25 protein-coding genes and 1 pseudogene are annotated in these 22,735 nt (G+C 61.0%); 12 read left to right on the forward strand and 14 right to left on the reverse strand.

Annotated elements, in window-relative coordinates; all coding sequences use genetic code 11:
* Window positions 1–38: 38 nt before the first annotated feature.
* The 4 genes from IE038_RS00165 to prlC all read right to left on the reverse strand — a co-directional run bounded on the left by IE038_RS00165 (window position 39) and on the right by prlC (window position 4,352).
* Window positions 39–758 (reverse strand): carbonic anhydrase, encoded by a 720-nt coding sequence (locus IE038_RS00165; protein WP_163932721.1) that lies wholly within the window; start codon window positions 756–758, stop codon window positions 39–41.
* 116 nt (window positions 759–874) lie between these two features.
* Complete coding sequence (locus IE038_RS00170; protein ID WP_163932724.1) at window positions 875–1,933, reverse strand: PA0069 family radical SAM protein; 1,059 nt, start codon at window positions 1,931–1,933, stop codon at window positions 875–877.
* An 89-nt stretch (window positions 1,934–2,022) separates the two neighbouring features.
* Window positions 2,023–2,304, reverse strand: coding sequence for a YheV family putative zinc ribbon protein (locus IE038_RS00175; RefSeq protein ID WP_163932727.1), 282 nt, complete (start codon window positions 2,302–2,304; stop codon window positions 2,023–2,025).
* A complete protein-coding gene (prlC, locus tag IE038_RS00180) occupies window positions 2,301–4,352 on the reverse strand; it encodes an oligopeptidase A (RefSeq protein WP_189394928.1) in 2,052 nt (683 codons plus the stop codon). Before prlC ends, IE038_RS00175 begins: the two co-directional genes overlap by 4 nt.
* A gap of 99 nt (window positions 4,353–4,451) precedes the next feature.
* Here prlC and IE038_RS00185 point away from each other — a divergent pair, with 99 nt between their 5' ends.
* On the forward strand, window positions 4,452–5,000 hold the full coding sequence (locus tag IE038_RS00185) for a gamma carbonic anhydrase family protein (RefSeq protein ID WP_065759086.1): 549 nt from the start codon (window positions 4,452–4,454) through the stop codon (window positions 4,998–5,000).
* A gap of 28 nt (window positions 5,001–5,028) precedes the next feature.
* A complete protein-coding gene (locus IE038_RS00190; RefSeq protein WP_163932733.1) occupies window positions 5,029–5,673 on the forward strand; it encodes an HAD family hydrolase in 645 nt (214 codons plus the stop codon).
* A 26-nt stretch (window positions 5,674–5,699) separates the two neighbouring features.
* Here IE038_RS00190 and IE038_RS00195 read toward each other — a convergent pair whose 3' ends face one another.
* A complete protein-coding gene (locus IE038_RS00195; protein WP_189394929.1) occupies window positions 5,700–6,785 on the reverse strand; it encodes an aminopeptidase in 1,086 nt (361 codons plus the stop codon).
* A 65-nt stretch (window positions 6,786–6,850) separates the two neighbouring features.
* Here IE038_RS00195 and IE038_RS00200 point away from each other — a divergent pair, with 65 nt between their 5' ends.
* Both IE038_RS00200 and IE038_RS00205 read left to right on the forward strand, forming a co-directional pair.
* Window positions 6,851–7,264, forward strand: coding sequence for a PA0061/PA0062 family lipoprotein (locus IE038_RS00200; RefSeq protein ID WP_163932736.1), 414 nt, complete (start codon window positions 6,851–6,853; stop codon window positions 7,262–7,264).
* Between the two features lie 52 nt (window positions 7,265–7,316).
* Complete coding sequence (locus IE038_RS00205) at window positions 7,317–7,727, forward strand: PA0061/PA0062 family lipoprotein (RefSeq protein WP_163932738.1); 411 nt, start codon at window positions 7,317–7,319, stop codon at window positions 7,725–7,727.
* A gap of 3 nt (window positions 7,728–7,730) precedes the next feature.
* On the opposite strand, the gene IE038_RS00210 is transcribed toward IE038_RS00205, so the two are convergent.
* Window positions 7,731–7,964 carry a DUF1161 domain-containing protein gene (locus IE038_RS00210; RefSeq protein WP_163932741.1) on the reverse strand — a complete coding sequence of 78 codons (234 nt, stop codon included), beginning with the start codon at window positions 7,962–7,964 and terminating at the stop codon, window positions 7,731–7,733.
* Window positions 7,965–8,146: 182 nt separating this feature from the next.
* Here IE038_RS00210 and IE038_RS00215 point away from each other — a divergent pair, with 182 nt between their 5' ends.
* Window positions 8,147–9,154 (forward strand): LLM class flavin-dependent oxidoreductase, encoded by a 1,008-nt coding sequence (locus IE038_RS00215; RefSeq protein WP_163932744.1) that lies wholly within the window; start codon window positions 8,147–8,149, stop codon window positions 9,152–9,154.
* A gap of 73 nt (window positions 9,155–9,227) precedes the next feature.
* Here IE038_RS00215 and IE038_RS00220 read toward each other — a convergent pair whose 3' ends face one another.
* The 3 genes from IE038_RS00220 to IE038_RS00230 all read right to left on the reverse strand — a co-directional run bounded on the left by IE038_RS00220 (window position 9,228) and on the right by IE038_RS00230 (window position 10,753).
* A complete protein-coding gene (locus IE038_RS00220; RefSeq protein WP_163932748.1) occupies window positions 9,228–9,452 on the reverse strand; it encodes a DUF1161 domain-containing protein in 225 nt (74 codons plus the stop codon).
* 113 nt (window positions 9,453–9,565) lie between these two features.
* Complete coding sequence (locus IE038_RS00225) at window positions 9,566–9,781, reverse strand: dodecin (RefSeq protein WP_163932750.1); 216 nt, start codon at window positions 9,779–9,781, stop codon at window positions 9,566–9,568.
* Window positions 9,782–9,856: 75 nt separating this feature from the next.
* On the reverse strand, window positions 9,857–10,753 hold the full coding sequence (locus tag IE038_RS00230) for a LysR family transcriptional regulator (RefSeq protein ID WP_189394930.1): 897 nt from the start codon (window positions 10,751–10,753) through the stop codon (window positions 9,857–9,859).
* 111 nt (window positions 10,754–10,864) lie between these two features.
* Between IE038_RS00230 and trpB the strand changes: the two are divergent.
* Window positions 10,865–12,065: pseudogene (gene trpB, locus IE038_RS00235) on the forward strand (tryptophan synthase subunit beta).
* On the forward strand, window positions 12,062–12,874 hold the full coding sequence (gene trpA / locus IE038_RS00240; RefSeq protein WP_163932757.1) for a tryptophan synthase subunit alpha: 813 nt from the start codon (window positions 12,062–12,064) through the stop codon (window positions 12,872–12,874). The pseudogene trpB and the gene trpA overlap by 4 nt, the downstream one beginning before the upstream one ends.
* Before the next feature lie 53 nt (window positions 12,875–12,927).
* Here trpA and IE038_RS00245 read toward each other — a convergent pair whose 3' ends face one another.
* The gene (locus IE038_RS00245) at window positions 12,928–13,263 is read right to left on the reverse strand and encodes a DOPA 4,5-dioxygenase family protein (RefSeq protein WP_163932760.1); all 336 of its coding nucleotides are present in this window, start codon (window positions 13,261–13,263) and stop codon (window positions 12,928–12,930) included.
* Window positions 13,264–13,377: 114 nt separating this feature from the next.
* Between IE038_RS00245 and IE038_RS00250 the strand changes: the two genes are divergently transcribed.
* Entirely contained in the window at window positions 13,378–14,949 is a 1,572-nt protein-coding gene (locus IE038_RS00250; RefSeq protein ID WP_163932762.1) for a SulP family inorganic anion transporter, read from the forward strand.
* Here IE038_RS00250 and aroE read toward each other — a convergent pair.
* Entirely contained in the window at window positions 14,946–15,770 is an 825-nt protein-coding gene (gene aroE / locus IE038_RS00255; protein WP_163932765.1) for a shikimate dehydrogenase, read from the reverse strand. The two genes, IE038_RS00250 and aroE, sit on opposite strands and share 4 nt — an antisense overlap.
* Window positions 15,771–15,838: 68 nt before the next feature.
* Window positions 15,839–16,768: an oxygen-dependent coproporphyrinogen oxidase gene (gene hemF, locus IE038_RS00260; protein WP_163932768.1), complete on the reverse strand. Its 930-nt coding sequence runs from the start codon at window positions 16,766–16,768 to the stop codon at window positions 15,839–15,841.
* 134 nt (window positions 16,769–16,902) lie between these two features.
* On the opposite strand from hemF, the gene IE038_RS00265 reads away from it, so the two are divergent.
* Window positions 16,903–17,880, forward strand: coding sequence for an NADPH:quinone reductase (locus IE038_RS00265; RefSeq protein WP_189394931.1), 978 nt, complete (start codon window positions 16,903–16,905; stop codon window positions 17,878–17,880).
* A gap of 99 nt (window positions 17,881–17,979) precedes the next feature.
* Here IE038_RS00265 and tsaC read toward each other — a convergent pair whose 3' ends face one another.
* Window positions 17,980–18,537, reverse strand: a complete 558-nt coding sequence (gene tsaC, locus IE038_RS00270) for an L-threonylcarbamoyladenylate synthase type 1 TsaC (protein ID WP_163932771.1) — start codon at window positions 18,535–18,537, stop codon at window positions 17,980–17,982.
* 37 nt (window positions 18,538–18,574) lie between these two features.
* Window positions 18,575–19,678 carry a DNA-processing protein DprA gene (dprA, locus tag IE038_RS00275; RefSeq protein WP_189394932.1) on the reverse strand — a complete coding sequence of 368 codons (1,104 nt, stop codon included), beginning with the start codon at window positions 19,676–19,678 and terminating at the stop codon, window positions 18,575–18,577.
* A 232-nt stretch (window positions 19,679–19,910) separates the two neighbouring features.
* On the opposite strand from dprA, the gene def reads away from it, so the two are divergent.
* From def to rsmB, 3 genes are read left to right on the forward strand one after another with little or no spacing between them, the layout of a single operon-like run.
* Window positions 19,911–20,417 (forward strand): peptide deformylase, encoded by a 507-nt coding sequence (gene def / locus IE038_RS00280; RefSeq protein ID WP_102053005.1) that lies wholly within the window; start codon window positions 19,911–19,913, stop codon window positions 20,415–20,417.
* Window positions 20,418–20,475: 58 nt separating this feature from the next.
* Window positions 20,476–21,408, forward strand: coding sequence for a methionyl-tRNA formyltransferase (gene fmt / locus IE038_RS00285; protein WP_163932774.1), 933 nt, complete (start codon window positions 20,476–20,478; stop codon window positions 21,406–21,408).
* Window positions 21,405–22,715 (forward strand): 16S rRNA (cytosine(967)-C(5))-methyltransferase RsmB, encoded by a 1,311-nt coding sequence (rsmB, locus tag IE038_RS00290; protein WP_163932777.1) that lies wholly within the window; start codon window positions 21,405–21,407, stop codon window positions 22,713–22,715. Before fmt ends, rsmB begins: the two co-directional genes overlap by 4 nt.
* The last annotated feature ends 20 nt before the right edge of the window (window positions 22,716–22,735 follow it).

A 22,735-nucleotide genomic window follows, 5' to 3' on the forward strand; every position in this document is an offset into this window, starting at 1 on the left:
GGTACCTGTGGGGTTCAAGCCGGTCAGGCAGCGTTTGACTAGAAGCGCCCCTTGGGAGTCGCGCAGGGAATAGGTTGCCCGACGCTCAACGGCAGGAACGCATCGCGCTCAGCATCGTAAGCGCTGATTTCGCTGGTCTCGATATTGTAGATCCAGCCATGGATGAACAACTGACCAGCCGCCATGCGCGAGGCCACCGAAGGATGCGTGCGCAAATGCTGCAATTGCGCAATCACGTTTTCCTTGGTCAGCACCTGCATGCTTTCATGCTCATTACTGCAATGGCAGTTGTCCTCGACAACGGTCCTGGCAACCTCTGCATGGCGCAACCAGGCCTTTACTGTCGGCATTTTCTCAAGACTTTGAGGGTTCAACACCGCACGCATGGCACCACAATCGGAGTGGCCGCAAACGATGATGTGGTGCACACCAAGCGCCATGACAGCGTATTCGATCGCGGTGGAAACACCGCCGTTCATTTGCCCGTAGGGCGGCACCACGTTACCGACATTACGGGTTACGAACAGGTCGCCAGGCGAGCTCTGAGTGATCAGTTCAGGGACAATTCGCGAGTCCGCACAGGTGATGAACATCGCTCGGGGTGTCTGCGCGGTAGCGAGCTTCTTGAACAGCTCTTCCTGTTGTGGGAAGACTTCATGATGAAAACGCAGAAAGCCGTCGACGATGTGCTTGAGCGCCGCATCGGCGTCATTGGCATCAACCACCGGGCCGGACGGAGAGGGTTCCTTGTCTTGCATGATTTATCCTCTTTGACGGTTTGAACGTTAATTCCATATTAACGGGATATTGATTCAGGCAAAGCGTGACTATTAGATGACGTCACTGACACACCCATCACACCTGCACGCGTCATTCACAGCAAAGACAATTGCCCCCCAGGCGGGCAAAACGCGCTGCAATCCAGGCCCAGTCCTTCGCGGTGGTTCAGCCCAAGGCCGCGAATTGCCTTGTTGAAGCGCTGTGCCAACAGTTCAGCAAACACCCCCTCACCGCGCATCCGCGCACCGAACCGGCTGTCGTACAAATCACCACCTCGGCTCTGACGAATCAGGCTGAGTACATGTGCAGCCCGTTGCGGGTAGTGGTCGTGCAGCCACTGCTCGAACAGCGGCGCGACCTCCAAGGGCAAACGCAACAACATGTACGCGGCGCTCAAAGCCCCTGCACCCTTGGCCGCTTCCAGCAGGTGTTCAAGCTCGCTGTCATTGATCATCGGAATCATTGGCGAGCACAGCACGCCGACCGGAATACCCGCCTCGCGCATGACTCGAATGGCCCGCAAACGTGCCTTCGGAGCCGCTGCACGGGGCTCCAGGACACGCTTTAGCTCATCATCCAGTGTGGTAAGGCTGATCATCACCCTCACCAATCGCTGCTTCGCCAGTTCGGCCAACAGGTCCAGGTCGCGCAGGATCAACGAACCCTTGGTAACGATCGTGACTGGGTGGCGATAGCGCAACAGTACTTCCAGCAGGCGGCGGGTCAGTTTCTGCTCACGCTCGATCGGTTGATAAGGGTCGGTATTGGAACCCAGGTTGATCGGCGCACAGACGTAACCCGGCTTGGAGAGTTGCTGTTCCAGCACCGCTGCAGCATTGGTCTTGGCGATCAGCTTGGTCTCGAAGTCCAGCCCGGGGGACAGGTCCCAATACGCATGACTGGGCCGTGCATAGCAGTAGATGCAACCATGCTCACAGCCCCGGTAGGGATTGATGGAGCGGTCGAAGGGCAGGTCTGGCGAACGGTTGCGGGTGATGATGGTCTTCGCCGTCTCGATGCGAACTTCAGTGCCCTGCGTGAGCGGGACTTCCTGATACCAGCCGTCGTCCTCACGCACCGAGCGGTTCGGCGCGAAGCGGTTGTGTGGATTGCTCGCAGTACCGCGGCCGCGCACGGGTGGTGGAGTGGACATGAAAACGCCCCATATACTGTTTTTATATACAGTATATGGGGCGATAACCAATTACCAGAACCGTCTGGCGCCCGGTACTACCGGCCGGATTACTCGGCTGGTTTCTTCAGCTTCGGGTTCGGAAAGAACTGAACCGTCTGCACCGCAGGCCTGGCCGGCTTGAGCTCGACATGATTGACCCGCGTGCCGAGTTCCTTAGGTACCGACAAGCCCTGCTCATTGAGGGTATCGGTGAAACCACAGGCTACGCATTCACGGTGTGGCACGCTGTCTTCGCTCCACATCATCAACTTGTCCGGCTCACTGCATGCCGGGCAAACAGCACCGGCGATAAAGCGTCGTTTCGTTACATTCACAGGCGCTTCGCTCATGCCGCCACATCCTCACTCAGACCACTGTGACGCAAGAGTGCATCGATTGACGGTTCACGGCCACGGAAGTCGACGAACAGCAGCATCGGCTCCTGCGAACCACCGCGCGCCAGCACCGCCTCGCGGAAGGCGCGGCCAGTTTCGGCGTTCAGTACGCCTTCTTCCTCAAAACGCGAAAACGCGTCTGCCGACAGCACTTCTGCCCATTTGTAGCTGTAGTAACCCGCGGCATAGCCGCCAGCAAAGATGTGCGCAAAGCTGTTGGGGAAACGGTTATACGCTGGAGGACGCATGACCGACACTTCCTCACGGATGCTCTCAAGCACCTCCAGCACGCTGCGACCATCGCCATGGTGAGCATGCAGTTCAAAGTCGAACAGCGAGAACTCCAGTTGGCGCAGCATCATCAAACCGGACTGGAAGTTTTTCGCCGCCAGCATTTTTTCCAGCAGGTCCTTGGGCAGTGCTTCGCCAGTTTCATAATGCGCGGAAATCAGCGCCAGACCTTCAGGCTCCCAGCACCAGTTTTCCATGAATTGGCTCGGCAACTCGACAGCATCCCACGCCACGCCATTGATACCGGAAACACCTGCATGCTCGATTCGCGTCAGCAAGTGGTGCAGGCCGTGGCCGAACTCGTGGAACAGCGTGGTAACTTCATCGTGAGTCAGCAACGCTGGCTTGCCGGGCGCTGCCGGTGTGAAGTTACACACCAGGTTGGCTACCGGGTTCTGCAGGTCGCCAGTTGCTGTGCGCCGACGATCGCGAGCGCCGTCCATCCAGGCACCACCGCGCTTGTTGGCGCGTGCATACAGGTCGAAGAAGAAGCGCCCAACATGCTGGCCATGCTCCTTGATTTCGAAAAGACGTACGTCCGGGTGCCAGCTGTCGAAACCTTTGAGCTCGGTAATTTCGATGCCGTACAAACGCTGAACGATTGCAAACAATCCCGTCAGCACCTTATCGATCGGGAAGTAGGCGCGCAGGGTTTCCTGGGAAACGCTATAGCGCTGCTCTCGCAGCTTCTCGCCGAAGTAACCACTGTCCCAGCTCTGCAGATCGGCACAGCCTTGCTCAGCAGCGTAGGCCTTGAGCTGAGCCAGGTCCTGAGCTGCGAACGGCTTGCTGCGTTTGGCCAGATCACGCAAGAAACTCAATACCTGATCGCTGGACTCGGCCATCTTGGTCGCCAGGCTCAACTCGGCGAAGTTGGCAAAACCAAGCAGCCCGGCCAGTTCCTGACGCAGGTCGAGGATTTCGCTCATCACCGGGCCATTGTCGAACTGGCCGGCATTGGGGCCTTGGTCGGACGCACGCGTGCAGTACGCGGCATAGACTTCTTCACGCAGGGCTCGGTCCTGGGCGTAGGTCATCACGGCGTAATAGCTTGGGAATTCCAGGCTGATCAGCCAGCCTTCGAGGCCCTTGGCCTGGGCAGCTGCAGCCATTTGCGCCTTGGCCGAATCGGTCAGGCCAGCCAGAGCCGCGTCGTCAGTGACATGCTTGGTCCAGGCTTGAGTAGCGTCCAGCAGTTGGTTGGAGAACCGGCTGCCCAGTTCCGACAACTTGCTCTGGACCTCGGCATAACGCTTCTGTTTGTCCGCAGGCAGGTCGATACCCGACAGACGGAAGTCACGCAGGGCATGTTCGATGATGGTTTTCTGCGCAACATCGAAGTGTGCCGCAGCCGGGCTGGCGGCCAGAGCCTCATAGGCCTGGAACAGTTCGCGGTTCTGCCCAAGCTCGGTGGCGTAGGCGCTAAGTGCGGGCAAGCAAGACTCATAGGCCTCGCGCAACTCAGCACTGTTGCACACTGCGTTGAGGTGGCTGACCGGGCTCCAGGCAGCGCCCAGACGGTCATTGAGTTCATCCATGGCCAAGACCAGGCCTTCCCAGGTGGGATTATCACGCTGGGATTTCAGAATAGCGGCGATAGCACTACGGTTGTCGGCCAGGATCTGTTCAATCGCCGGCAGCACATGCTCGGCACGGATCGCCGAGAAGGGCGGCAGGTCGTAGGACTGCAGAAGCGGGTTGTTCGCACTCACGGTTAAACACCTTGGCAGAAGAAACACAGGCCCATCTTAATTACAATCAGCGCTCCCCGCAGCTATCCAAAGTTATACATTCCATACAAGGAAACGATCATGGCCATTCGCAGTTTCCAGAACCACACGCCACGCTTGGGCGAACGGGCCTTTGTCGACCGCTCGGCGGTCGTGCTGGGTGATGTCGAGATCGGCGACGACAGCTCTGTCTGGCCACTGACCGTCATTCGTGGCGACATGCACCGCATCCGCATCGGGGCACGCACCAGTGTGCAGGATGCCAGCGTGTTGCATATCACCCACGCCGGCCCCTTCAACCCGGACGGGTTCCCGCTGCTGATCGGTGACGATGTGACCATCGGGCACAAAGTCATGCTGCATGGCTGCACGCTCGGCAACCGGATCCTGGTGGGCATGGGCAGCACAATCATGGATGGCGCGGTCGTCGAGGACGAGGTCATCATCGGGGCGGGTAGCCTGGTGCCTCCTGGCAAGCGCCTGGAAAGCGGCTTCCTCTACGTCGGCAGCCCGGTCAAGCAGGCACGCCCGCTGACCGACAAGGAGCGCGCCTTCTTCCCTTACAGCGCCGCCAACTACGTCAAGCTCAAGGACCAGCACCTGGCTGAAGGCTACGATCGCCCGGAATGACGTTATCCACAGCCCATTAGAGATTGCCATGCACTATCAGAACATCCTCTTCGACCTGGACGGCACCCTGACCGACCCGCGCGAGGGCATTACCCGTTCGATCCAGTATGCGCTGAGCAAACTGGGCATTGACGAGCCAGACCTGAGCCGCCTGGAACACTTCATCGGCCCGCCATTGCTGCAGGCCTTCATGCAGTTCTATCACTTTGACGAAGCACGTGCCTGGGACGCGGTGAACTTCTACCGCGAGCGCTTCAAGGTCACCGGGCTTTATGAGAACCGCGTCTTCGAGGGTGTTGGCGAGCTATTGCAGGCACTGCAAGGGCAGGGCAGGACGCTGTACATCGCGACCTCAAAGCCTTGGGTGTACGCGCGCGAAATCGCAAGGCACTTCGAGTTCGACCGCCATTTCAAGGTCATCTACGGCAGTGAACTGGACGGCACCCGCACCGACAAGGTCGAACTGATCGCCCACCTGCTTGAGCAGGAGCAACTTGAGCCGACGCAAACCCTGATGATCGGCGACCGCAAGCACGACCTGATCGGAGCCCGCCGCAATGGCCTGGATGCAGCGGCAGTGGGCTATGGCTTCGGCAGTTTCGAGGAACTCAACGCCGAACAACCGGCCTACCACTTCGCCACGTTGAGTGATCTGCATCGCGCCTTTCTGTAACGGGTGCCGATGGCAGGGCCTGTCCGTCAGTGCAGGGCATTCTCAAGCGCCTGCTTGCGTTGCATTGGCGGCAACCGCCCCCAAGCCTCCACCGCGGTGTAAAAGGCCGTCCAATCACCATTCACCTGCTTGAACAACGTGGCAAACGCCGGCACCCACTGGTCATACAAGCCAAAGGGCAACAACTTTGCGTTGTTCAGCGGCGATTCAACCCAGGCATCAAACCGGCCAACACCGCCCCACGCGCTGTCGCGCAGCGCCCGGTACTCACGCCGCAGCCGCTCGAACTCGGCAGCTTTCGCTGCACGCTTGGCAGGTACCGCCAGAGGTTCAGCGTACAAGGCCTTCAAGCGTTCACGACTGGCCAACACCAAGGCGATGAACTGGTCTCGCTGTTGACTGGTACTGTCCTGCTGGGGCGGCAAGTTCCTCGCCTGGCGCCATTGGCGCGTGCCTTCCTGCTCGACGAAGGTGGCGAAGGACTCATTGAATTCGGTGTCATCCTTCACGTACACCCGCTGATGAGCCAGCTCATGGAATATCAGCGTGGCCAGACGTTCATCCCCCCAACCCATCATCGAACTGAGGATCGGGTCATCGAACCAGCCCAGCGTCGAATAGGCTTGCACACCGCCAATGTAAACATCCTGCCCCTGCTGCCGGGCCAGTGCCGCCGCACCACGCGCCGCACCTTGGGTGTAGTAGCCGCGATACGCCACACAACCGGCAACAGGGAAGCAATGGGTGAGGGGTTCAAGGGCGAACTCGGGGGTTGCGAACACGTTCCACACCACAAATGGTCGACCGATGTCGGCATACACCCGATAGCTGCGGTTGTCCGGCAGTTTCAGCTGCGCGCTGGCAAAGGCGCGGGCCTGCTCTGCCTTCGCCAGATGTTCACGCAAGGTGGCATCGCGGGCAGGGTCGGCGATGATCTCGGCCACAGGTTCGCGGGCTTGCAGCAGGTGCCACTGACCACTCGCCAACTGGCCGTAATAACCCAGGCTGGAACAACCGCTGAGCAGCAAAAGTGCTGACAGGGGAACAAACAGCCGGCTGACGCGGTCGAGTACCCGAAGACCTGAGCGCAGCAAAAAAATCAGTCGAATCATGACGCCAGGCGTTCCGCTCAAGTCCTTGTCGCCTCAAGACTATCCTGCCAACCCGGAGTTTTGCCATGCGTATGATGCTTGTTGCCTGCAGCCTGCTGATATTGTCCGGTTGTGCAGGCCTGCCTGCCCCCGACCCCAACCAGGCCTGGATCGACCTCACGCCCCATTCGGACGAATCACTGCATGCCATTGAAGTGGACGAGCGAGCCTGGGCTGATAGACGCTACTTTGAAGTCTCCCCCGGTAGTCATGAACTGACGGTGCGTTATCAGTTCCCGGTCGCTCCCGGCAATATTGGCCCGGTCAGCGAGCCGCTGTGGCGCGATTGCCAACTGAACGTGAAATACAAGGACTTCAATGCTGGTCAACGCTATCAGTTGGAGGCGGGGAGTATCGGCCTGAACCCCTGGGTGAAGCTCTATGATGACCAACGTCGGCTGGTCGGCAAGGGATCACCGGCAGGCTGTCAGCGTACCTGACGAGCATAATGGCGCTATGCTTGAACTTTGAAACCTGCCATTGGAGACCATCATGCGCCAGCCGCTGATGTTGCTCACCGTCAGTACCTTGGCCGCCTGTAGCAACCCCTTGCCCCCCATCGATACCAAGCAGGCCTGGGTCGACCTCTACACTATTACCCCTGGTCGTCTGGTGATGGCTGATCGTCTGGACGGCACGCGCCTGAATGACGGTCGCTACTTCCAGGTACCACCAGGCCCACACGAACTGATCGTGCGTTTCGACTACGAAGTCTATGCCGGCGGTTTCACCAGCGAGCCAGTCGAAAGAACCTGCTACCTCACCGTTCGCTACGACAACTTTCAAGCGGGCCAACGTTACCGCCTGGAAGCCCGCGCAATGAGCATGACCCCCAATGCGTGGCTTTACGACGCCGAACGCAAGGTACTCGCGGAGGAGCGAGACGTGCACTGCATCCCCTGAGTGCTAGCGATCATTCTTCTGGTAAATGATCTTTCGGGTTCCGCCGTCGCAACTCCCCACGACCATGTTCTGGTCATGAACCTCGTGGTTGGGGACGATTTCCAGGGTGTAAGTGGTAACACCACGCGCCTGGATCTTGGCTTCGATCTCCGCCTTGAGCGCTTCACAAGGTTTGGGCGCTGCCAGTACCGCCGACGTCATCAGCATGGCCAATACGGTAAGTACAAAACGAATCATTGAACGGCTCCTTGTAGTGGCACGAAGGCTTGTGCCCTGCCTGGTTTCAGAGACCCAAACGGCAGGCAAGTTCAGCTCGATTTCATAGACGGGGCATTGAATCCCGGGGATATGCCCATACAGAGCAGGGAGGGTCGTCGCTCGACGTCGGCCAAACGACTGTCCAGGAGCCCCAGCAGCCCATGAAGCGACTTGCGGATATCAAGATTTCCACCCTCGACCTGGTGCCAGTACGCCAGGACGGCGGTCCGGCACAATCCCTACGAAACGCCATCGATCTGGCGCGTAATGTCGAAAAATTCGGCTATAACCGCTTTTGGGTTGCCGAACACCACAACATGGACGGCATTGCCAGTTCGGCCACGGCAGTACTGCTCAGTTACCTGGCGGGCGGCACCTCGACTATTCGCGTCGGTGCCGGTGGCGTCATGCTGCCAAACCATGCGCCACTGGTCATAGCCGAACAGTTCGGCACCTTGGCCAGCCTCTATCCAGGCCGAATCGACCTGGGCCTGGGCCGTGCACCAGGTTCCGATCAATTGACCGCCCGGGCCCTGCGCCGTGAACGCTCCGGCAGTGCCGACGACTTCCCTGAAGATGTTGCCGAGCTGGCGCGCTACCTGGGCCCGCGTACAGCTGATCAAAAAGTGATCGCTGTGCCCGGCTATGGCACTCAGGTACCGATATGGCTGCTCGGCTCAAGCCTGTTCAGCGCCCAACTGGCCGGCCAGCGGGGTTTGCCCTACGCCTTTGCCTCACATTTCGCCCCACGCTACATGCACGAAGCCATTCGCGTGTATCGCAACCATTTCCAGCCTTCAGCCGTGCTCGACAAACCTTATGTGATGCTCGGTGTACCGTTGGTCGCCGCCGATACCGACGAGCAGGCCGATTACCTGGCCACCTCGGTGTACCAGCGCATCCTGGCATTGATGCGGGGGCAAAGCCTGATGCAACGCCCGCCGGTAGAATCAATGGATGGCCTGTGGTTGCCCCACGAACGCGAAGCAGTGGGCAGTTTCCTTGGCCTGGCAATGGTCGGCGGCCCGGAGAAGATCCGCGCCAAACTGGAGGTATTGCTGGAGCAGACCCAGGCCGATGAGCTGATCTTCACCTGCGACCTGTATGAGCATGCAGACCGGATACGGTCTTACGAGTTGTTGGCGCAGACGGTGCTTGGCAGCCGATAACGTTATCAAGCCATTCACGTGGCAATGTCGGCTCCTGCGCAGGTGTAAACCGCGGGAGCCGACGCTTACTGGCTTACCCGCGCTTGTAGATGATTTCCTTGGTACCGCCCTCGCAGGTACCTACAACTTTTCCACCCGCAGCGGCCCCTTTGGCAACGATCTCCAGTGAATAACCGGAAACGCCCTTCGCCTTGAGCTTCGCGTCGATCTCGCTCTTCAGTGTTTCGCAGGGTTTACCGGCTGCCAAAGCCGTTCCAGCGAGCATCATCAAACCGAACGCCATAACCACCTTCTTCATCGATCGCTTTCCTTGTTCAGATCAAAAAGAAACGGGTACCGGACATTGCCCGGCATCTTTACCTATGTACCCCAAGCTACGCCTTCAAGCCAGTACTGCGGCATCAGGACGCATCAACTATTGGCAATGCGAAAACCCACCTTGAGCGTCACCTGAAAATGCGCGGCCTTGTTGTCCTTGATATGCCCACGGGTATCGACCACCTCAAACCACTCCAGGAGCTGGATACTCTTGCCAGCCTCGGCCAGCGCATTGTTGATGGCCTCTTCGATGCTGTTGGGGGATGAGCCGACAAGCTCGACTTTCTTGTAAGTGTGATGATCGGACATGGCGTTTCTCCTGACGGGCCTGAATTCAGAGCCTAGCAGCGCCATACGGATTTACCTGCCGAACCCATGCAACCATCAGGCAATTTGCTGCGCCAATTCGGCACGCAGCCAACGGGCAAGCTGTTCGGCGCGCCCGTCGGCTGCGCGGCGTGGCACCCACAGCACCAGCGCGGCGTGGGTCTGGCAAAAACCCCACGGTGCAGCCAGACGTCCGGCGCGCAGGTCATCGGCTACCAGGGGCTGTGGCGCGATGGCAACACCGAGGCCGGCGACAGCCGCCTCCAGCAGGTAATACAGGTGCTCAAAATCCTGCCCATACCTCAGCGCCTGCGGGTCCAGACCTTGTTGCCGGGCCCAACTGGGCCACGCCTGTGGGCGCGATGTGGTCTGCAACAACGCTTCACCGAGCAAGGCGCTGGCCGGTGCCTGCTGCAAGCGCGCAAAGCCGCTGAAGTGCGGGCTCAGCACCGGACCGATACGCTCCTCGGCCAACACATGTACCTGCATGTCTGCAGGCCACGGCGGTTCAGCGAACACCAAGAGGGCATCCAGGCCTGGGCGGCGCGGATCAAGGTCACCTTCGCCCGCAGACAAGTGCAGCCGCAACTCCGGCAAATCGGCTTTCAACCGCCCCAGCCTCGGTATGAACCACCGCGCCAGCAGGCTACCTGAACAGCCCAGAACGAAGGGCGCCTCGGCACTGTCGCGGCTCAACTCGGCGCACACGGCCCGCAGGCGCTCGAACGCATCGCTACTGGCATCCCGTAGCCGCACTCCGGCATCTGTGAGTTTAATGCCGCGCCCATCCTTGACGAACAAGCTCACGCCCAAGTGCTCTTCCAATACCTTGAGCTGACGGCTGACTGCCCCGTGGGTAACGTGTAGTTGCTCGGCAGCCTGGCTGACGCTGTTTAACCGGGCGGTGGCTTCAAACGCTCGCAAAGCGTTCAGGGGAGGCAAGTCGTGGGCCATTTTATTTGTGAGTTTTCCTGACAGGTTGTGGCGATCTTATCGGTTTTCAGATGTGCGTGTCGTGGTTAGAGTAGAGCCAATCCCAGTCTAGATAACGCCCTGGAGCGACCCATGACCCAGACCCACTACCGCAGCGGCCCTGATGCCAACGGCCTGTTTGGCGATTTCGGCGGCCGTTACGTCGCGGAAACCCTGATGCCACTGGTTCTTGACCTGGCCAAAGAATACGAAGCAGCAAAGGCCGACCCTGCTTTCATTGAAGAACTGGCCTACTTCCAGCGCGATTACATCGGTCGCCCTAACCCGCTGTACTTCGCTGAACGCCTGAGCGAGCACTGCGGCGGTGCAAAGATCTACTTCAAGCGCGAAGAGCTCAACCACACCGGCGCGCACAAGATCAACAACTGCATCGGCCAGGTATTGCTGGCCAAGCGCATGGGCAAAAAGCGCCTGATCGCTGAAACCGGCGCCGGCATGCACGGCGTGGCCACTGCCACCGTTGCCGCCCGCTTTGGCTTGCCTTGCGTGATCTACATGGGCGCCACTGACATCGAGCGTCAGCAGGCCAACGTGTTCCGCATGAAGCTGCTGGGCGCCGAGATCGTCCCCGTCACTGCCGGTACCGGTACGCTCAAGGACGCGATGAACGAAGCCCTGCGCGACTGGGTGACCAACGTTGATGAGACCTTCTACCTGATTGGTACTGTTGCAGGTCCGCACCCGTATCCCGCCATGGTTCGTGACTTCCAGTCGATCATCGGCAAGGAAACCCGCGAACAGATGAACGCCAAGGAAGGTCGCCTGCCTGACAGCCTGCGCCATGGGCCTGTTCCACGACTTCCTTGATGACGCCAGCGTGCAGATTATCGGCGTCGAAGCCGGTGGCCATGGCGTTGACACCGACAAGCACGCTGCCAGCCTCAACGGCGGTGTACCGGGCGTACTGCACGGTAACCGTACCTACCTGCTGCAGGACGCAGACGGCCAGATCACCGACGCCCACTCGATTTCTGCGGGTCTCGACTACCCGGGCATCGGTCCGGAACACGCTTACCTGCACGAAGTGAAGCGTGTCGAGTACGTCAGCATCACCGATGATGAAGCCCTGGCCGCATTCCACACCACCTGCCGCCTGGAAGGCATCATCCCGGCGCTGGAGACCGCCCACGCCCTGGCTGAAGCGATCAAACGCGCACCGACCCTGCCCAAGGATCACCTGATGGTGGTGTGCCTGTCCGGGCGCGGCGACAAAGACATGCAAACCGTGATGAACCATATGGCAGCGACCGCACAGCAGGAGAAGCAGGCATGAGCCGTCTTGAACAACGTTTTGCCACGCTCAAGGCCGAAGGCCGTGCGGCACTGGTCACCTTCGTCACCGCCGGCGACCCAGGCTACGATGCCTCACTGGCCATTCTCAAGGGTCTGCCAGCGGCTGGCGCCGACGTGATCGAACTGGGGATGCCCTTCACCGACCCAATGGCCGATGGCGTGGCAATCCAGCTGGCGACCTTGCGCGCCCTGGACGCCGGTCAGACCCTGGCGAAAACCCTGCAGATGGTGCGCGAGTTCCGTGTCGACGACAGCACCACGCCCATTGTCTTGATGGGCTACTACAACCCGATCCACCGCTTTGGTGTCGAAGCCTTCGTCGCTGAAGCCAAGGAAGCCGGTGTCGATGGCTTGATCATTGTTGATTTGCCGCCAGAGCATGATGCCGAACTGGCGACTCCGGCCCAATCCGCCGGGATCGACTTCATCCGCCTGACCACCCCGACCACCGACGATGCACGTCTGCCGCGCGTGCTGGAGCGCAGTTCGGGCTTTGTCTACTACGTCTCGGTTGCAGGCGTGACCGGTGCAGGCTCTGCCACCACCGATCAAGTCAGCAGCGCCATCGAGCGCCTGCGTCGGCATACCGACCTGCCGATCAGTGTTGGCTTTGGCATCCGCACACCGGAACAGGCCGCGGCCATCGCCCGACTGGCAGACGGCGTGGTCGTCGGCTCGGCACTGGTGGACAAGATTGCCCACGCAACCAACGCTGAACAGGCCGTAGGCGATGTGCTGGAGCTGTGCTCGGCGCTGGCCGAAGGTGTGCGGGCAGCACGCAAGGCGTAAGCCTCAATCGCAAGCAAGCCTCCTGCACCTTTTGGGGGCTTGCTTGCGGCACCTCACGCTTGACTGAAGATCGACAGGTCGAGCGGTCGCACCGCCCCCATCCAGATCCCATGGTCACGATGATCGGCCAGTTCATCACCGGTCAGCGGGTGCAGGAACACCACCAGCCCATGGCGGTACAACGCCAGCCACGGCAGCACCACGCCGACCACTTCCGGGGCAAACGCCAACTGGCAACTCCAGTCGGGGTGTGGCCCTACTGGCTGCTGGTGCATCCGCCCCATCGTCACCGGAAACAACTGTGAAGCTTCCTCGCACAGCGCCCGGGCCTGTGCCATGGTGCTAGCGTCGTAATAGACGTGGGCGTGATAGCCCTTGATTCTTTGCACACGAACTCCTGACCCCAAAGAACTTTCACAACTATACGCCGCCCGCTCAGTGACGGCTTGCACCACCGCGCAGGAAATCGCACCCTGTGCACTGCTCAGCCGACCGAGAACCCCATGGCCTGGCCCGACCGCCACACACTGCTGCCGTTCCTCTCCTGGCTACCTCGGCAGACCCGTGCCAGCATTGGCCGCGACCTGCACGTAGGCCTGAGCGGGGCGATCCTGGCCCTGCCACAATCCATTGCCTATGCCCTGATCGCAGGACTGCCCGCCGAGTATGGCCTGTACGCAGCCATCGTGCCGGTGCTGATCGCGTGCCTGTGGGGTTCGTCCTGGCACCTGATCTGCGGCCCCACCGCCGCGATATCGGTCGTGCTGTATGCCAGTGTCAGCCCTCTGGCCGTCGTGGGCAGCAGCGATTACATCACGCTTATCCTGCTGCTGACGTTCCTCGCCGGCGTGTTTCAGTGCGTGCTGGGCATGCTCCGGTTCGGTGCTCTGGTCAATTTTGTCTCCCAGCCCGTGGTACTCGGCTTCACCCTCGGCGCCGCCGTGGTTATTGCCTTGGGGCAACTCCCCAGCCTTCTGGGGCTGAACCTGCCCAGCCAGACAACGGCCTTGAAAGCCTTGCAGGGCCTGCTTGAGCATGCAAAAGACGCCGACCTGCGTTCACTCGTCCTAGGTACGGGTACGCTGCTGCTGGGCATTGCCCTGAGACAGCTGCGACCGCGTTGGCCGAGCCTGTTGATCAGCCTGGCCAGCGCCAGCCTGCTGAGCGGGTTATGGCCCTCCGCCTTCGGCCAGGTAGCACGGGTGCAGGGCTTCGTCGGCCAACTACCGCCCTTGAGTCCACTGCCACTATGGGACCTGGAACTGCTGCTGCGACTGCTGCCCGGTGCCGTAGCGGTGGGTATGCTCGGTCTGGTGACGAGCCTGTCGATTGCCCGTGCATTGTCAGCACGCTCGGAGCAACTGATCAACGTCAATCAGGAAGTCCGCGCTCAGGGCCTGTCGAACATGGTCGGGGCCTTCTTCTCCGGTTACCTGTCCTCTGGCTCTTTCACCCGCTCGGGATTGAGCCTGGAAGCAGGTGCCCGCTCGCCGCTGGCCGGCGTGTTTTCCGCGCTGTGGGTCGCGCTGTTCGCCGTAACCGGTGCCACGCTGATCGCCCACATTCCGCTACCGGCCATGGCCGGCAGTATTCTGCTGATTTGCTGGGGGTTGGTTGACCACCAGGCGATTCGGGCACTGTTCCGCGTCAGCCGAGCGGAGTTCCTGGTGATGGCGGTGACCTGCGCCGCCACGCTGCTGCTGGAATTGCAGACCGCTATCTATGCGGGCGTATTGGTATCGCTGTTCTTCTACCTCAAGCGCACATCGCAGCCTAGCGTCCAGCACAGCCGGGAAGGTGATGAGGATATCCTGCGGGTCGGCGGGTCGATTTTCTTCGGCGCCAGCCATTACTTGCAGGTGCGCCTGCAACGCTGCCAAGGCCCGAAAGTGGTGATCGATGCGCGACAGATCAACTTCATCGACTATTCCGGCGTCGAGATGCTGCACCGTGAAGCCCGCCGCCTGCGTCGGCAGGATGGCAGCCTGACACTACGTCGCGCACGACCCCAGGTGATAGAAGAGTTGCACAAGCTGGAGGGGGCAGCGCACTGCCCCATTCATTTCGAGGATTAGCCACGCGCCAGCTGGCGGCGTAACTCATCGAGGACAGGCGCGGTATCAGGGTGTACACCACGCCAGATGAAGAACGCTTCGGCGGCCTGTTCAACGAGCATGCCCAAACCGTCCAGCACCTGCGCCGCACCCTTTTCGCTGGCCCAGCGGCAGAACGGGGTCGGTTCCTTGCCATACATCATGTCGTAGCACACGGTATGTCCCGGCTGGATCAAGCTGGCGGCAATCGGCGGTACCTCACCGGCCAGGCTGGCCGAGGTGGCATTGATGATCAGGTCAACCGGCTCTTTCAACCAGGAAAACCCACTGGCCGCCACCGGTCCAAGGTCAGCGAACTCGCGCGCCAGTTGTTCGGCCTTTTCCACCGTGCGGTTGGCAATCACCAGCGACGCCGGATTGTGCGCCAACAACGGTTCCAGCACACCACGCACGGCGCCACCGGCGCCGAGCAGCAAAATGCGCTTGCCAGTCAGTTGCACCCCGGCATTCACGGTCAGGTCACGGACCAGCCCGGCGCCATCAGTGTTGTCGCCCTGCAGACTGTCATCAGCCAACTTGCTCAAGGTGTTCACCGCACCGGCTCGGCGCGCCCGCGGGGTCAAGCTATCGACCATGCGGAAGGCTTCTTCCTTGAACGGCACGGTGACATTGGCCCCACGACCCTGCTTGAAAAAGCCCAGGGCACAGTTACTGAAGTCGTCCAGCGGCGCAAGCAGGGTGCTGTACTCCAAGTGCTCACCGGTCTGGTCGGCAAACAGCCGATGGATCAAAGGCGATTTGCTGTGGCCAATCGGGTTGCCGAAGACGACATACTGGTCCATTCACGCGATTCCTGAGTCAGGCCCGAGGCACGGGCAAGTTATCCACTGCGAGTTATCCACAACGCGGTTCAATGACCGGCTTTGACAGCTTCGCCAAGCCAATCACGATCCTGCAGGAAGTACTCGGTCAAGCGCGCTTCCTCGCTGCCGGGTTCAGGCTTCCAGTCGTAGCCCCAGCGCACTTGCGGCGGCAGCGACATCAGGATCGACTCGGTACGCCCACCCGACTGCAGGCCGAACAGGGTGCCACGGTCATAAACCAGGTTGAATTCCACATAACGGCCACGGCGGAACTCCTGGAATTCACGCTGCTGTGCCGTGTACGGCTGGGCCTTGCGACGCTGGACGATGGGCAGATAGGCCTCAACGTAGGCATCGCCGATAGCCCGCATGAAGGCGAAGCAGGTGTCGAAGTCCCACGCGTTCAAGTCGTCGAAGAACAAGCCACCGATACCGCGAGGCTCGTTACGGTGCTTGAGGTGAAAGTAGCGATCGCACCAGGCTTTGTAACGCGGGTAAACGTCAGCGCCAAACGGTGCGCAGGCCTGCTCGGCAACCCGATGCCAATGCACACAGTCTTCTTCATTGGCGTAGTAAGGTGTCAGGTCAAAACCGCCGCCAAACCACCAGACCGCTTCCTCGCCTTCTTTCTCGGCGATGAAAAAACGCACGTTGGCGTGAGAAGTCGGCACGTGCGGGCTGTGCGGGTGGATCACCAACGACACCCCGAGCGCCTCAAAACCACGCCCCGCCAGTTCTGGCCGATGGGCACTGGCCGACGGCGGCAAACCGCTGCCGAACACGTGGGAGAAGTTCACCCCACCTTTCTCGATCACCTTGCCATCGCTGATGACTCGGGTTCGCCCGCCGCCGCCAGCTTCACGCGTCCAGCTGTCCTCGACGAAACGTGTACCGCCGTCTTCGTTCTCAAGGGCAGCGCAAATCCGGTCTTGCAGGTCAAGCAGGTAGGCTTTCACGGCCTCGGTGCGGCTAGTCATCAGATCACCTGGAAACGGGCTAAGGCAAATTCGGCGCGTAGCATACCACCGGCCATGGGCCTGCCGCAGTTGACGGCGATCAAGCAACAGAGTCCGATAGCAGCTTTCCCCAGGATCGATACAGGAGAGAACAGATGGCCAAGCGTATCCAGTTCAGCCAGCATGGAGGTCCAGAGGTCCTGCAGTGGGTCGATTTCGAACCACAGGCACCCGGGCCACAGCACGTCAGTGTGCGCAATCAGGCCGTTGGCCTGAACTTCATCGATACCTACTTCCGCAGCGGCCTCTACGCACCACCGTCACTGCCCTCGGGCCTGGGCACAGAAGGCGCGGGCGTAGTTGAAGCCGTCGGCGAGGGCGTCGAGCATATCAAGGTCGGCGACCGCGTGGCCTATGCTGTCGGCCCGCTGGGCGCCTACAGTGAGGTGCATGTGCTGCCAGCGGCCAATCTGGTGAAACTGCCGGACACCATCAGCTTTGAACAGGCTGCCGCCGTCATGCTCAAGGGCCTGACCGTGCAGTACCTGCTACGCCAGACCTATGCCGTGCAACCGGGCCAGACCATTCTGTTCCATGCCGCTGCCGGGGGTGTCGGCTCACTCGCCTGCCAATGGGCCAAGGCCCTTGGGGTCAAGCTGATCGGTACCGTAAGTTCGGCGGAAAAAGCCGAACGTGCCAAGGCACTGGGCGCCTGGGCGACCATCGACTACAGCCGCGAAGACGTCGTGAAGCGGGTTCTGGAGCTGACGGATGGCAAGAAATGCCCGGTGGTCTATGACGGTGTTGGTCAGGATACCTGGCTGACGTCTCTTGACTGCCTGGCACCACGCGGCCTGATGGTCAGCTTTGGCAATGCCTCCGGGGCAGTCAGCGGCGTCAACCTGGGCATTCTGGCGCAGAAAGGTTCGCTGTATGTCACCCGGCCAACGCTGGCCAGCTACGCCAACAGCGCCGCCAACACTCAAGCGATGGCTGATGAGTTGTTTGGGATGATCGCCAGCGGCAAGCTGACGGTGGATATACAGCAACGCTACCCGTTGAGCGAAGCCGCCAAGGCCCAGGCCGAACTGTCGGCGCGGCGGACAGTCGGGTCCACAGTGCTGTTGCCTTGATACGCCTTCAGTAGAAACCCGCCTTGCCGGTGACACCCGCAGCGCCATGCCTGTTCTTTCATGGCGCGCGGATCACTGGCAAGGGCAGTTCACTGCCGGTCAACCAGGCCGAACGATGTTGCCAGTCGCCAGGTCACGAATCACGCTTGGGTGCTTGCGACCACCCAAGGCACCACCGAGCACCAGGTCCAACTGGCCATGGAAATACTGCTCAACCCGTAACCGCGTCCGGGCTGCCGGCCGGCCCTGGGGATTGGCCGAGGTCGACACCAGCGGCCCGACCAACGCACACAGATCCCGCACCACCGGGTGATCGCTAACACGCAAGGCAACCGTGTCGTGCATGCCGGTAATCCACTCCGGGAGCATTCCCTGGTGGGGTACCAACCACGTGTTCGGACCTGGCCAGGTACTGCCCATACGGTCGAGCCAGGTTTCCGGGAAGTCCTCGAACAGAAAGTCGAACTGGCGGATATTGTCAGCGATAAGGATCAAGCCCTTGTCCACCGAGCGCGACTTGATTGCCAGTAACCGATCAACCGCTTCCTCATTCCAGGGATCACAGCCCAGACCCCAGACTGCTTCGGTGGGATAGGCAATCACCGCACCCGCCCGAATCTCGCGTGCAGCTTGTTGCACACGCCAATTGCTCACCATTGCTGTCACTCCGCTAAAAGGCTGATGAGCAGTGTACTTAGCCAGGCTGAGCAAACCAACGGCCCGCTTCATTACAGACCTGTCCGGCCAGTTCAAGCTCGGTCAATGCTGCCAACACACGCGACAACGGCCAACCACTGGTATGAGCCAGGCTTTCGCTGCTTTGCGGCGCAGCCAGGAGTAGTGCCAGCAACGGGTTGGACGGCGCTTGCAACACCGACGACGTCGTCGGCAGGTTCTGCCACCCACTCAAGGTCTCCAGTATGTGCTCAACGCTCTCGACCAGCAGCGCGCCATCGCGGATCAATTGGTGACAGCCCTTGGCGCCCGGGTGATGGATCGACCCAGGAATGGCATAGACCTCTCGCCCTTGCTCGGCGGCCAGACGTGCCGTAATCAACGAACCACTGGCCAGGCTGGCCTCGACCACCAGCACGCCCAGCGACAGGCCGCTGATGATGCGATTGCGCCGGGGAAAATTCCCGGCGACGGGCCCGGCGTCCAACGGAAACTCGGACACCACTGCGCTACCGCGTTCAGCCATTGCCGCCGCCAGCGCCCGATGGCGCTGTGGATAACATTTTTGCAGCCCGGTACCAACCACCCCGATTGTCTGCCCGCCAATGTCCAGTGCAGCCTGGTGGGCCACACCATCAATGCCCGCGGCCAAACCACTGGTGACAACAAAACCAGCCTGTGCCAGACAACGGGAAAACGCCGCCGCGGTCGCCAGGGCAGGGGGTGATGCACGCCGACTGCCGACGATCGCCAGCTGCGGTTTCTCCAGAATGCTTGGGTCACCGGCCACAAACAGCAACGGCGGGGCATCGTCCAACTGAGCCAGTAAGGCCGGGTATGTGGCTGCGTCCCACATCAGTAAACACTGACCGGGGCGCTCTAGCCAGGCCATTGCAGCCGCAGCACCGTCTCGGACATCTGGGCTGCGCCGCGCCTCGGCAGCAATGGCTGGCACGCCCAATGGGCGCCAGGCCGCAGCAGGTGCACTGAGTGCTGCCGAGGCGCTGCCAAAGGCCTCGATCAGTTTACGAAAACGCCGGGGGCCAAGCTCTGGCAGCCGATGCAAGCGCAGGCGTGCCTCCAGTTCGGCTGGCGGACAGGTCGAAAAATCGCTGCACATCATCTGATCATCCTTGATCCAGAGGCCCGGTGAAGCCGATAACAAGCTGTGGATAACTCTGTTGATAAGCGATTGACAACATGTGCGTCAGTCAACACCACTCCGCTCACCAGGCCGATGCATGGGGGTAGCTGCTAAACGTTAGCTGACCTTTTCACAGGTGCCGAACGCGTCGAATCCCTTTATTATGTGCATTCATGTTTGTATTACTTCGCACAGTGCAGCTCATACGCTTATGGCCATTCTGAACATCCTCGAATTCCCTGACCCGCGTCTTCGCACCATCGCCAAACCGGTAGTGGAAGTTGACGACGCCGTACGCCAGCTGGTCGACGACATGTTTGAAACCATGTACGAAGCGCCGGGTATCGGCTTGGCCGCAACCCAGGTCAACGTGCACAAGCGCATCGTGGTCATGGACCTGAGCGAAGACCGCAGCGAACCACGGGTGTTCATCAACCCCGAGCTGGAAATGCTCACCGACGACATGGGCCAGTATCAGGAAGGCTGTCTGTCGGTACCGGGCTTCTACGAGAACGTCGACCGCCCACTGCGTGTCCGGGTCAAGGCCCTGGACCGTGATGGCCAACCGTTTGAACTGATCGCCGAAGACCTCCTGGCCGTGTGCATTCAACATGAGTGCGATCACCTCAACGGCAAGCTGTTCGTCGATTACCTGTCGACACTGAAACGCGACCGGATCAAGAAAAAGCTGGAAAAACTTCACCGCCAGCAAGCGTGATCCCCTCATCCAGAAGGCTTGCTCCGGCAAGCCTTTTTCTTTTTTAAGCGAGAACTCCATGCGCATCGTCTTCGCGGGCACTCCTGAGTTTGCCGCCGAACACCTCAAAGCCCTGCTCGACAGCCCCTACGACATCGTCGCTGTCTACACCCAGCCAGACCGGCCCGCCGGGCGCGGACAAAAACTGATGCCTAGCCCGGTCAAGCAATTGGCCGAGCAGCACGGTATCCCCGTGCTGCAACCGCCGACCCTGCGCGATGCCGACGCCCAGGCCGAACTGGCCGCCCTGCAACCGGACCTGATGGTGGTGGTGGCTTATGGTTTGATCCTGCCGCAGGTCGTGCTGGATATTCCGCGCCTGGGTTGCATCAACAGCCACGCCTCCTTGCTGCCGCGCTGGCGCGGTGCGGCGCCGATCCAGCGGGCCGTGGAAGCGGGCGACCGGGAAAGCGGCGTAACCGTGATGCGCATGGAGGCGGGCCTGGATACCGGGCCGATGCTGCTCAAGGTCAGCACGCCGATCAGTGCCACCGATACCGGTGGCAGCCTGCACGACCGCCTCGCCGAAATGGGCCCGCCCGCAGTCCTGCAAGCGATTGCCGGCCTCGCCGACGGTACGCTTCAGGGCGAAGTGCAGGACGATGCACTGGCCACCTATGCGCACAAGTTGAACAAGGACGAAGCGCGCCTGGACTGGAACCGGCCAGCGGTTGAGCTGGAACGCCTGATCCGTGCGTTCAACCCCTGGCCCGTGTGCCACAGCACCCTGAGCGGCGAAGCCGTGAAAGTACTCGCGGCAACCCTGGCAGAAGGCCATGGTCAACCCGGTGAAATCATCGGCGCGAGCAAGGATGGCCTGCTGGTCGCCTGTGCTGATCAGGCGTTGCGCCTGACCCGCCTGCAACTGCCCGGGGGCAAAGCGCTGAGCTTCAGCGACCTGTTCAACAGCCGTCGCGAAAAATTCGCCATCGGCACGGTGCTGGGCCAATGAACCCGCGTCTGGCCGCAGCACGCGCCCTGGCCGCCGTTCTCAGCGGCAAGGCATCGTTGAACAGCTCGCTCCCGGCACAACTGGATAAAGTCGAGGCGCGTGATCGCGGCCTGACCCAGGACCTGGCCTTCGGTACGGCCCGCTGGCAGCCGCGCTTGTCGGCACTGGCCGAGCAATTGCTGCAAAAGCCCTTCAAGAGTGCCGACGCCGATGTGCAGGCATTACTGCTGGTCGGTCTGTATCAACTGCTCTACACCCGTACTCCCGCGCATGCGGCCATCGGCGAGACCGTTGGCTGTGCCGACAAGCTGAAAAAGCCGTGGGCCAAGGCCTTGCTCAATGCCGTGCTGCGCCGGGCCCAACGCGAAGGCAGTGAGTTGCTGAGTGCGCTGGAACGCGATCCGGTGGTACGTACCGCCCACCCGCGCTGGCTGCAAAAATCGCTCAAGGCGTTCTGGCCAGAGCAGTGGGAAGCCATCTGCGCCGCCAACAACGCGCACCCGCCGATGATCCTGCGGGTCAATCGTCGTCACCACAGCCGCGACAACTACCTGCAGCTGCTCGCCGAGGCCGGTGTTCAAGCCACACCGTGTCAGTACAGCCGCGATGGCATTGTCCTGGCCGAAGCCAGTGACGTGCGTAACCTGCCAGGCTTCGACCAAGGCTGGATCAGCGTTCAGGACGAAGCCGCACAACTGGCCGCCGACCTGATGGACCTGGCCCCGGGGCAACGGGTGCTGGACGCCTGCTGCGCCCCAGGCGGCAAAACCTGCCACCTGCTCGAAGCAGAGGCCGGACTGCAGCAGGTTGTCGCCATCGACCTGGAAGCCAAACGCCTGACACGCGTGCGGGAAAACCTCGACCGCCTGGGCCTTGAGGCCCAATTGATCGCCTGCGACGCACGGGACACCGCCAGCTGGTGGGATGGCAAGGGCTTCCAGCGCATCCTGCTCGACGCCCCTTGCTCGGCGACCGGGGTCATCCGCCGACACCCGGACATCAAGCTGACCCGCCAGGCCGAGGACATTCCGGCCCTGGCCAGCCTGCAGGGTGAACTGCTCGATGCCCTGTGGCCAACCCTGGAAGTCGGCGGGATCCTGCTTTACGCCACCTGTTCGAGTCTGCCAACGGAAAACACGGAAGTGATAGAGGCTTTCCTCGCCCGCACGCCAGGTGCCCGCGAGCTGGACCTGGCGACCAGCGCCGGGATCCGTCAACCTCATGGCCGCCAGTTACTGGCGCAAGAGGGTGGGCACGACGGTTTCTATTACGCCAAGCTGATCAAGATCGCCGCGGCTCGCGGATAACGACAATGGAAGGGGAGTAG

Origin of the sequence: Pseudomonas laurentiana (genome assembly GCF_014648275.1) — a bacterium.
Taxonomy (GTDB): domain Bacteria; phylum Pseudomonadota; class Gammaproteobacteria; order Pseudomonadales; family Pseudomonadaceae; genus Aquipseudomonas; species Aquipseudomonas laurentiana.

What these genes read in the sequence shown, in the direction of transcription:
- IE038_RS00165 (WP_163932721.1), bottom strand. Translation starts at nt 758, where the DNA reads ATGCAAGACAAGGAACCCTCTCCGTCCGGCCCGGTGGTTGATGCCAAT.
- IE038_RS00170 (WP_163932724.1), bottom strand. Translation starts at nt 1,933, where the DNA reads ATGTCCACTCCACCACCCGTGCGCGGCCGCGGTACTGCGAGCAATCCA.
- IE038_RS00175 (WP_163932727.1), bottom strand. Translation starts at nt 2,304, where the DNA reads ATGAGCGAAGCGCCTGTGAATGTAACGAAACGACGCTTTATCGCCGGT.
- IE038_RS00185 (WP_065759086.1), top strand. Translation starts at nt 4,452, where the DNA reads ATGGCCATTCGCAGTTTCCAGAACCACACGCCACGCTTGGGCGAACGG.
- IE038_RS00190 (WP_163932733.1), top strand. Translation starts at nt 5,029, where the DNA reads ATGCACTATCAGAACATCCTCTTCGACCTGGACGGCACCCTGACCGAC.
- IE038_RS00195 (WP_189394929.1), bottom strand. Translation starts at nt 6,785, where the DNA reads ATGATTCGACTGATTTTTTTGCTGCGCTCAGGTCTTCGGGTACTCGAC.
- IE038_RS00200 (WP_163932736.1), top strand. Translation starts at nt 6,851, where the DNA reads ATGCGTATGATGCTTGTTGCCTGCAGCCTGCTGATATTGTCCGGTTGT.
- IE038_RS00205 (WP_163932738.1), top strand. Translation starts at nt 7,317, where the DNA reads ATGCGCCAGCCGCTGATGTTGCTCACCGTCAGTACCTTGGCCGCCTGT.
- IE038_RS00210 (WP_163932741.1), bottom strand. Translation starts at nt 7,964, where the DNA reads ATGATTCGTTTTGTACTTACCGTATTGGCCATGCTGATGACGTCGGCG.
- IE038_RS00215 (WP_163932744.1), top strand. Translation starts at nt 8,147, where the DNA reads ATGAAGCGACTTGCGGATATCAAGATTTCCACCCTCGACCTGGTGCCA.
- IE038_RS00220 (WP_163932748.1), bottom strand. Translation starts at nt 9,452, where the DNA reads ATGAAGAAGGTGGTTATGGCGTTCGGTTTGATGATGCTCGCTGGAACG.
- IE038_RS00225 (WP_163932750.1), bottom strand. Translation starts at nt 9,781, where the DNA reads ATGTCCGATCATCACACTTACAAGAAAGTCGAGCTTGTCGGCTCATCC.
- IE038_RS00230 (WP_189394930.1), bottom strand. Translation starts at nt 10,753, where the DNA reads ATGGCCCACGACTTGCCTCCCCTGAACGCTTTGCGAGCGTTTGAAGCC.
- trpA (WP_163932757.1), top strand. Translation starts at nt 12,062, where the DNA reads ATGAGCCGTCTTGAACAACGTTTTGCCACGCTCAAGGCCGAAGGCCGT.
- IE038_RS00250 (WP_163932762.1), top strand. Translation starts at nt 13,378, where the DNA reads ATGGCCTGGCCCGACCGCCACACACTGCTGCCGTTCCTCTCCTGGCTA.
- aroE (WP_163932765.1), bottom strand. Translation starts at nt 15,770, where the DNA reads ATGGACCAGTATGTCGTCTTCGGCAACCCGATTGGCCACAGCAAATCG.
- hemF (WP_163932768.1), bottom strand. Translation starts at nt 16,768, where the DNA reads ATGACTAGCCGCACCGAGGCCGTGAAAGCCTACCTGCTTGACCTGCAA.
- IE038_RS00265 (WP_189394931.1), top strand. Translation starts at nt 16,903, where the DNA reads ATGGCCAAGCGTATCCAGTTCAGCCAGCATGGAGGTCCAGAGGTCCTG.
- tsaC (WP_163932771.1), bottom strand. Translation starts at nt 18,537, where the DNA reads ATGGTGAGCAATTGGCGTGTGCAACAAGCTGCACGCGAGATTCGGGCG.
- dprA (WP_189394932.1), bottom strand. Translation starts at nt 19,678, where the DNA reads ATGATGTGCAGCGATTTTTCGACCTGTCCGCCAGCCGAACTGGAGGCA.
- def (WP_102053005.1), top strand. Translation starts at nt 19,911, where the DNA reads ATGGCCATTCTGAACATCCTCGAATTCCCTGACCCGCGTCTTCGCACC.
- fmt (WP_163932774.1), top strand. Translation starts at nt 20,476, where the DNA reads ATGCGCATCGTCTTCGCGGGCACTCCTGAGTTTGCCGCCGAACACCTC.
- rsmB (WP_163932777.1), top strand. Translation starts at nt 21,405, where the DNA reads ATGAACCCGCGTCTGGCCGCAGCACGCGCCCTGGCCGCCGTTCTCAGC.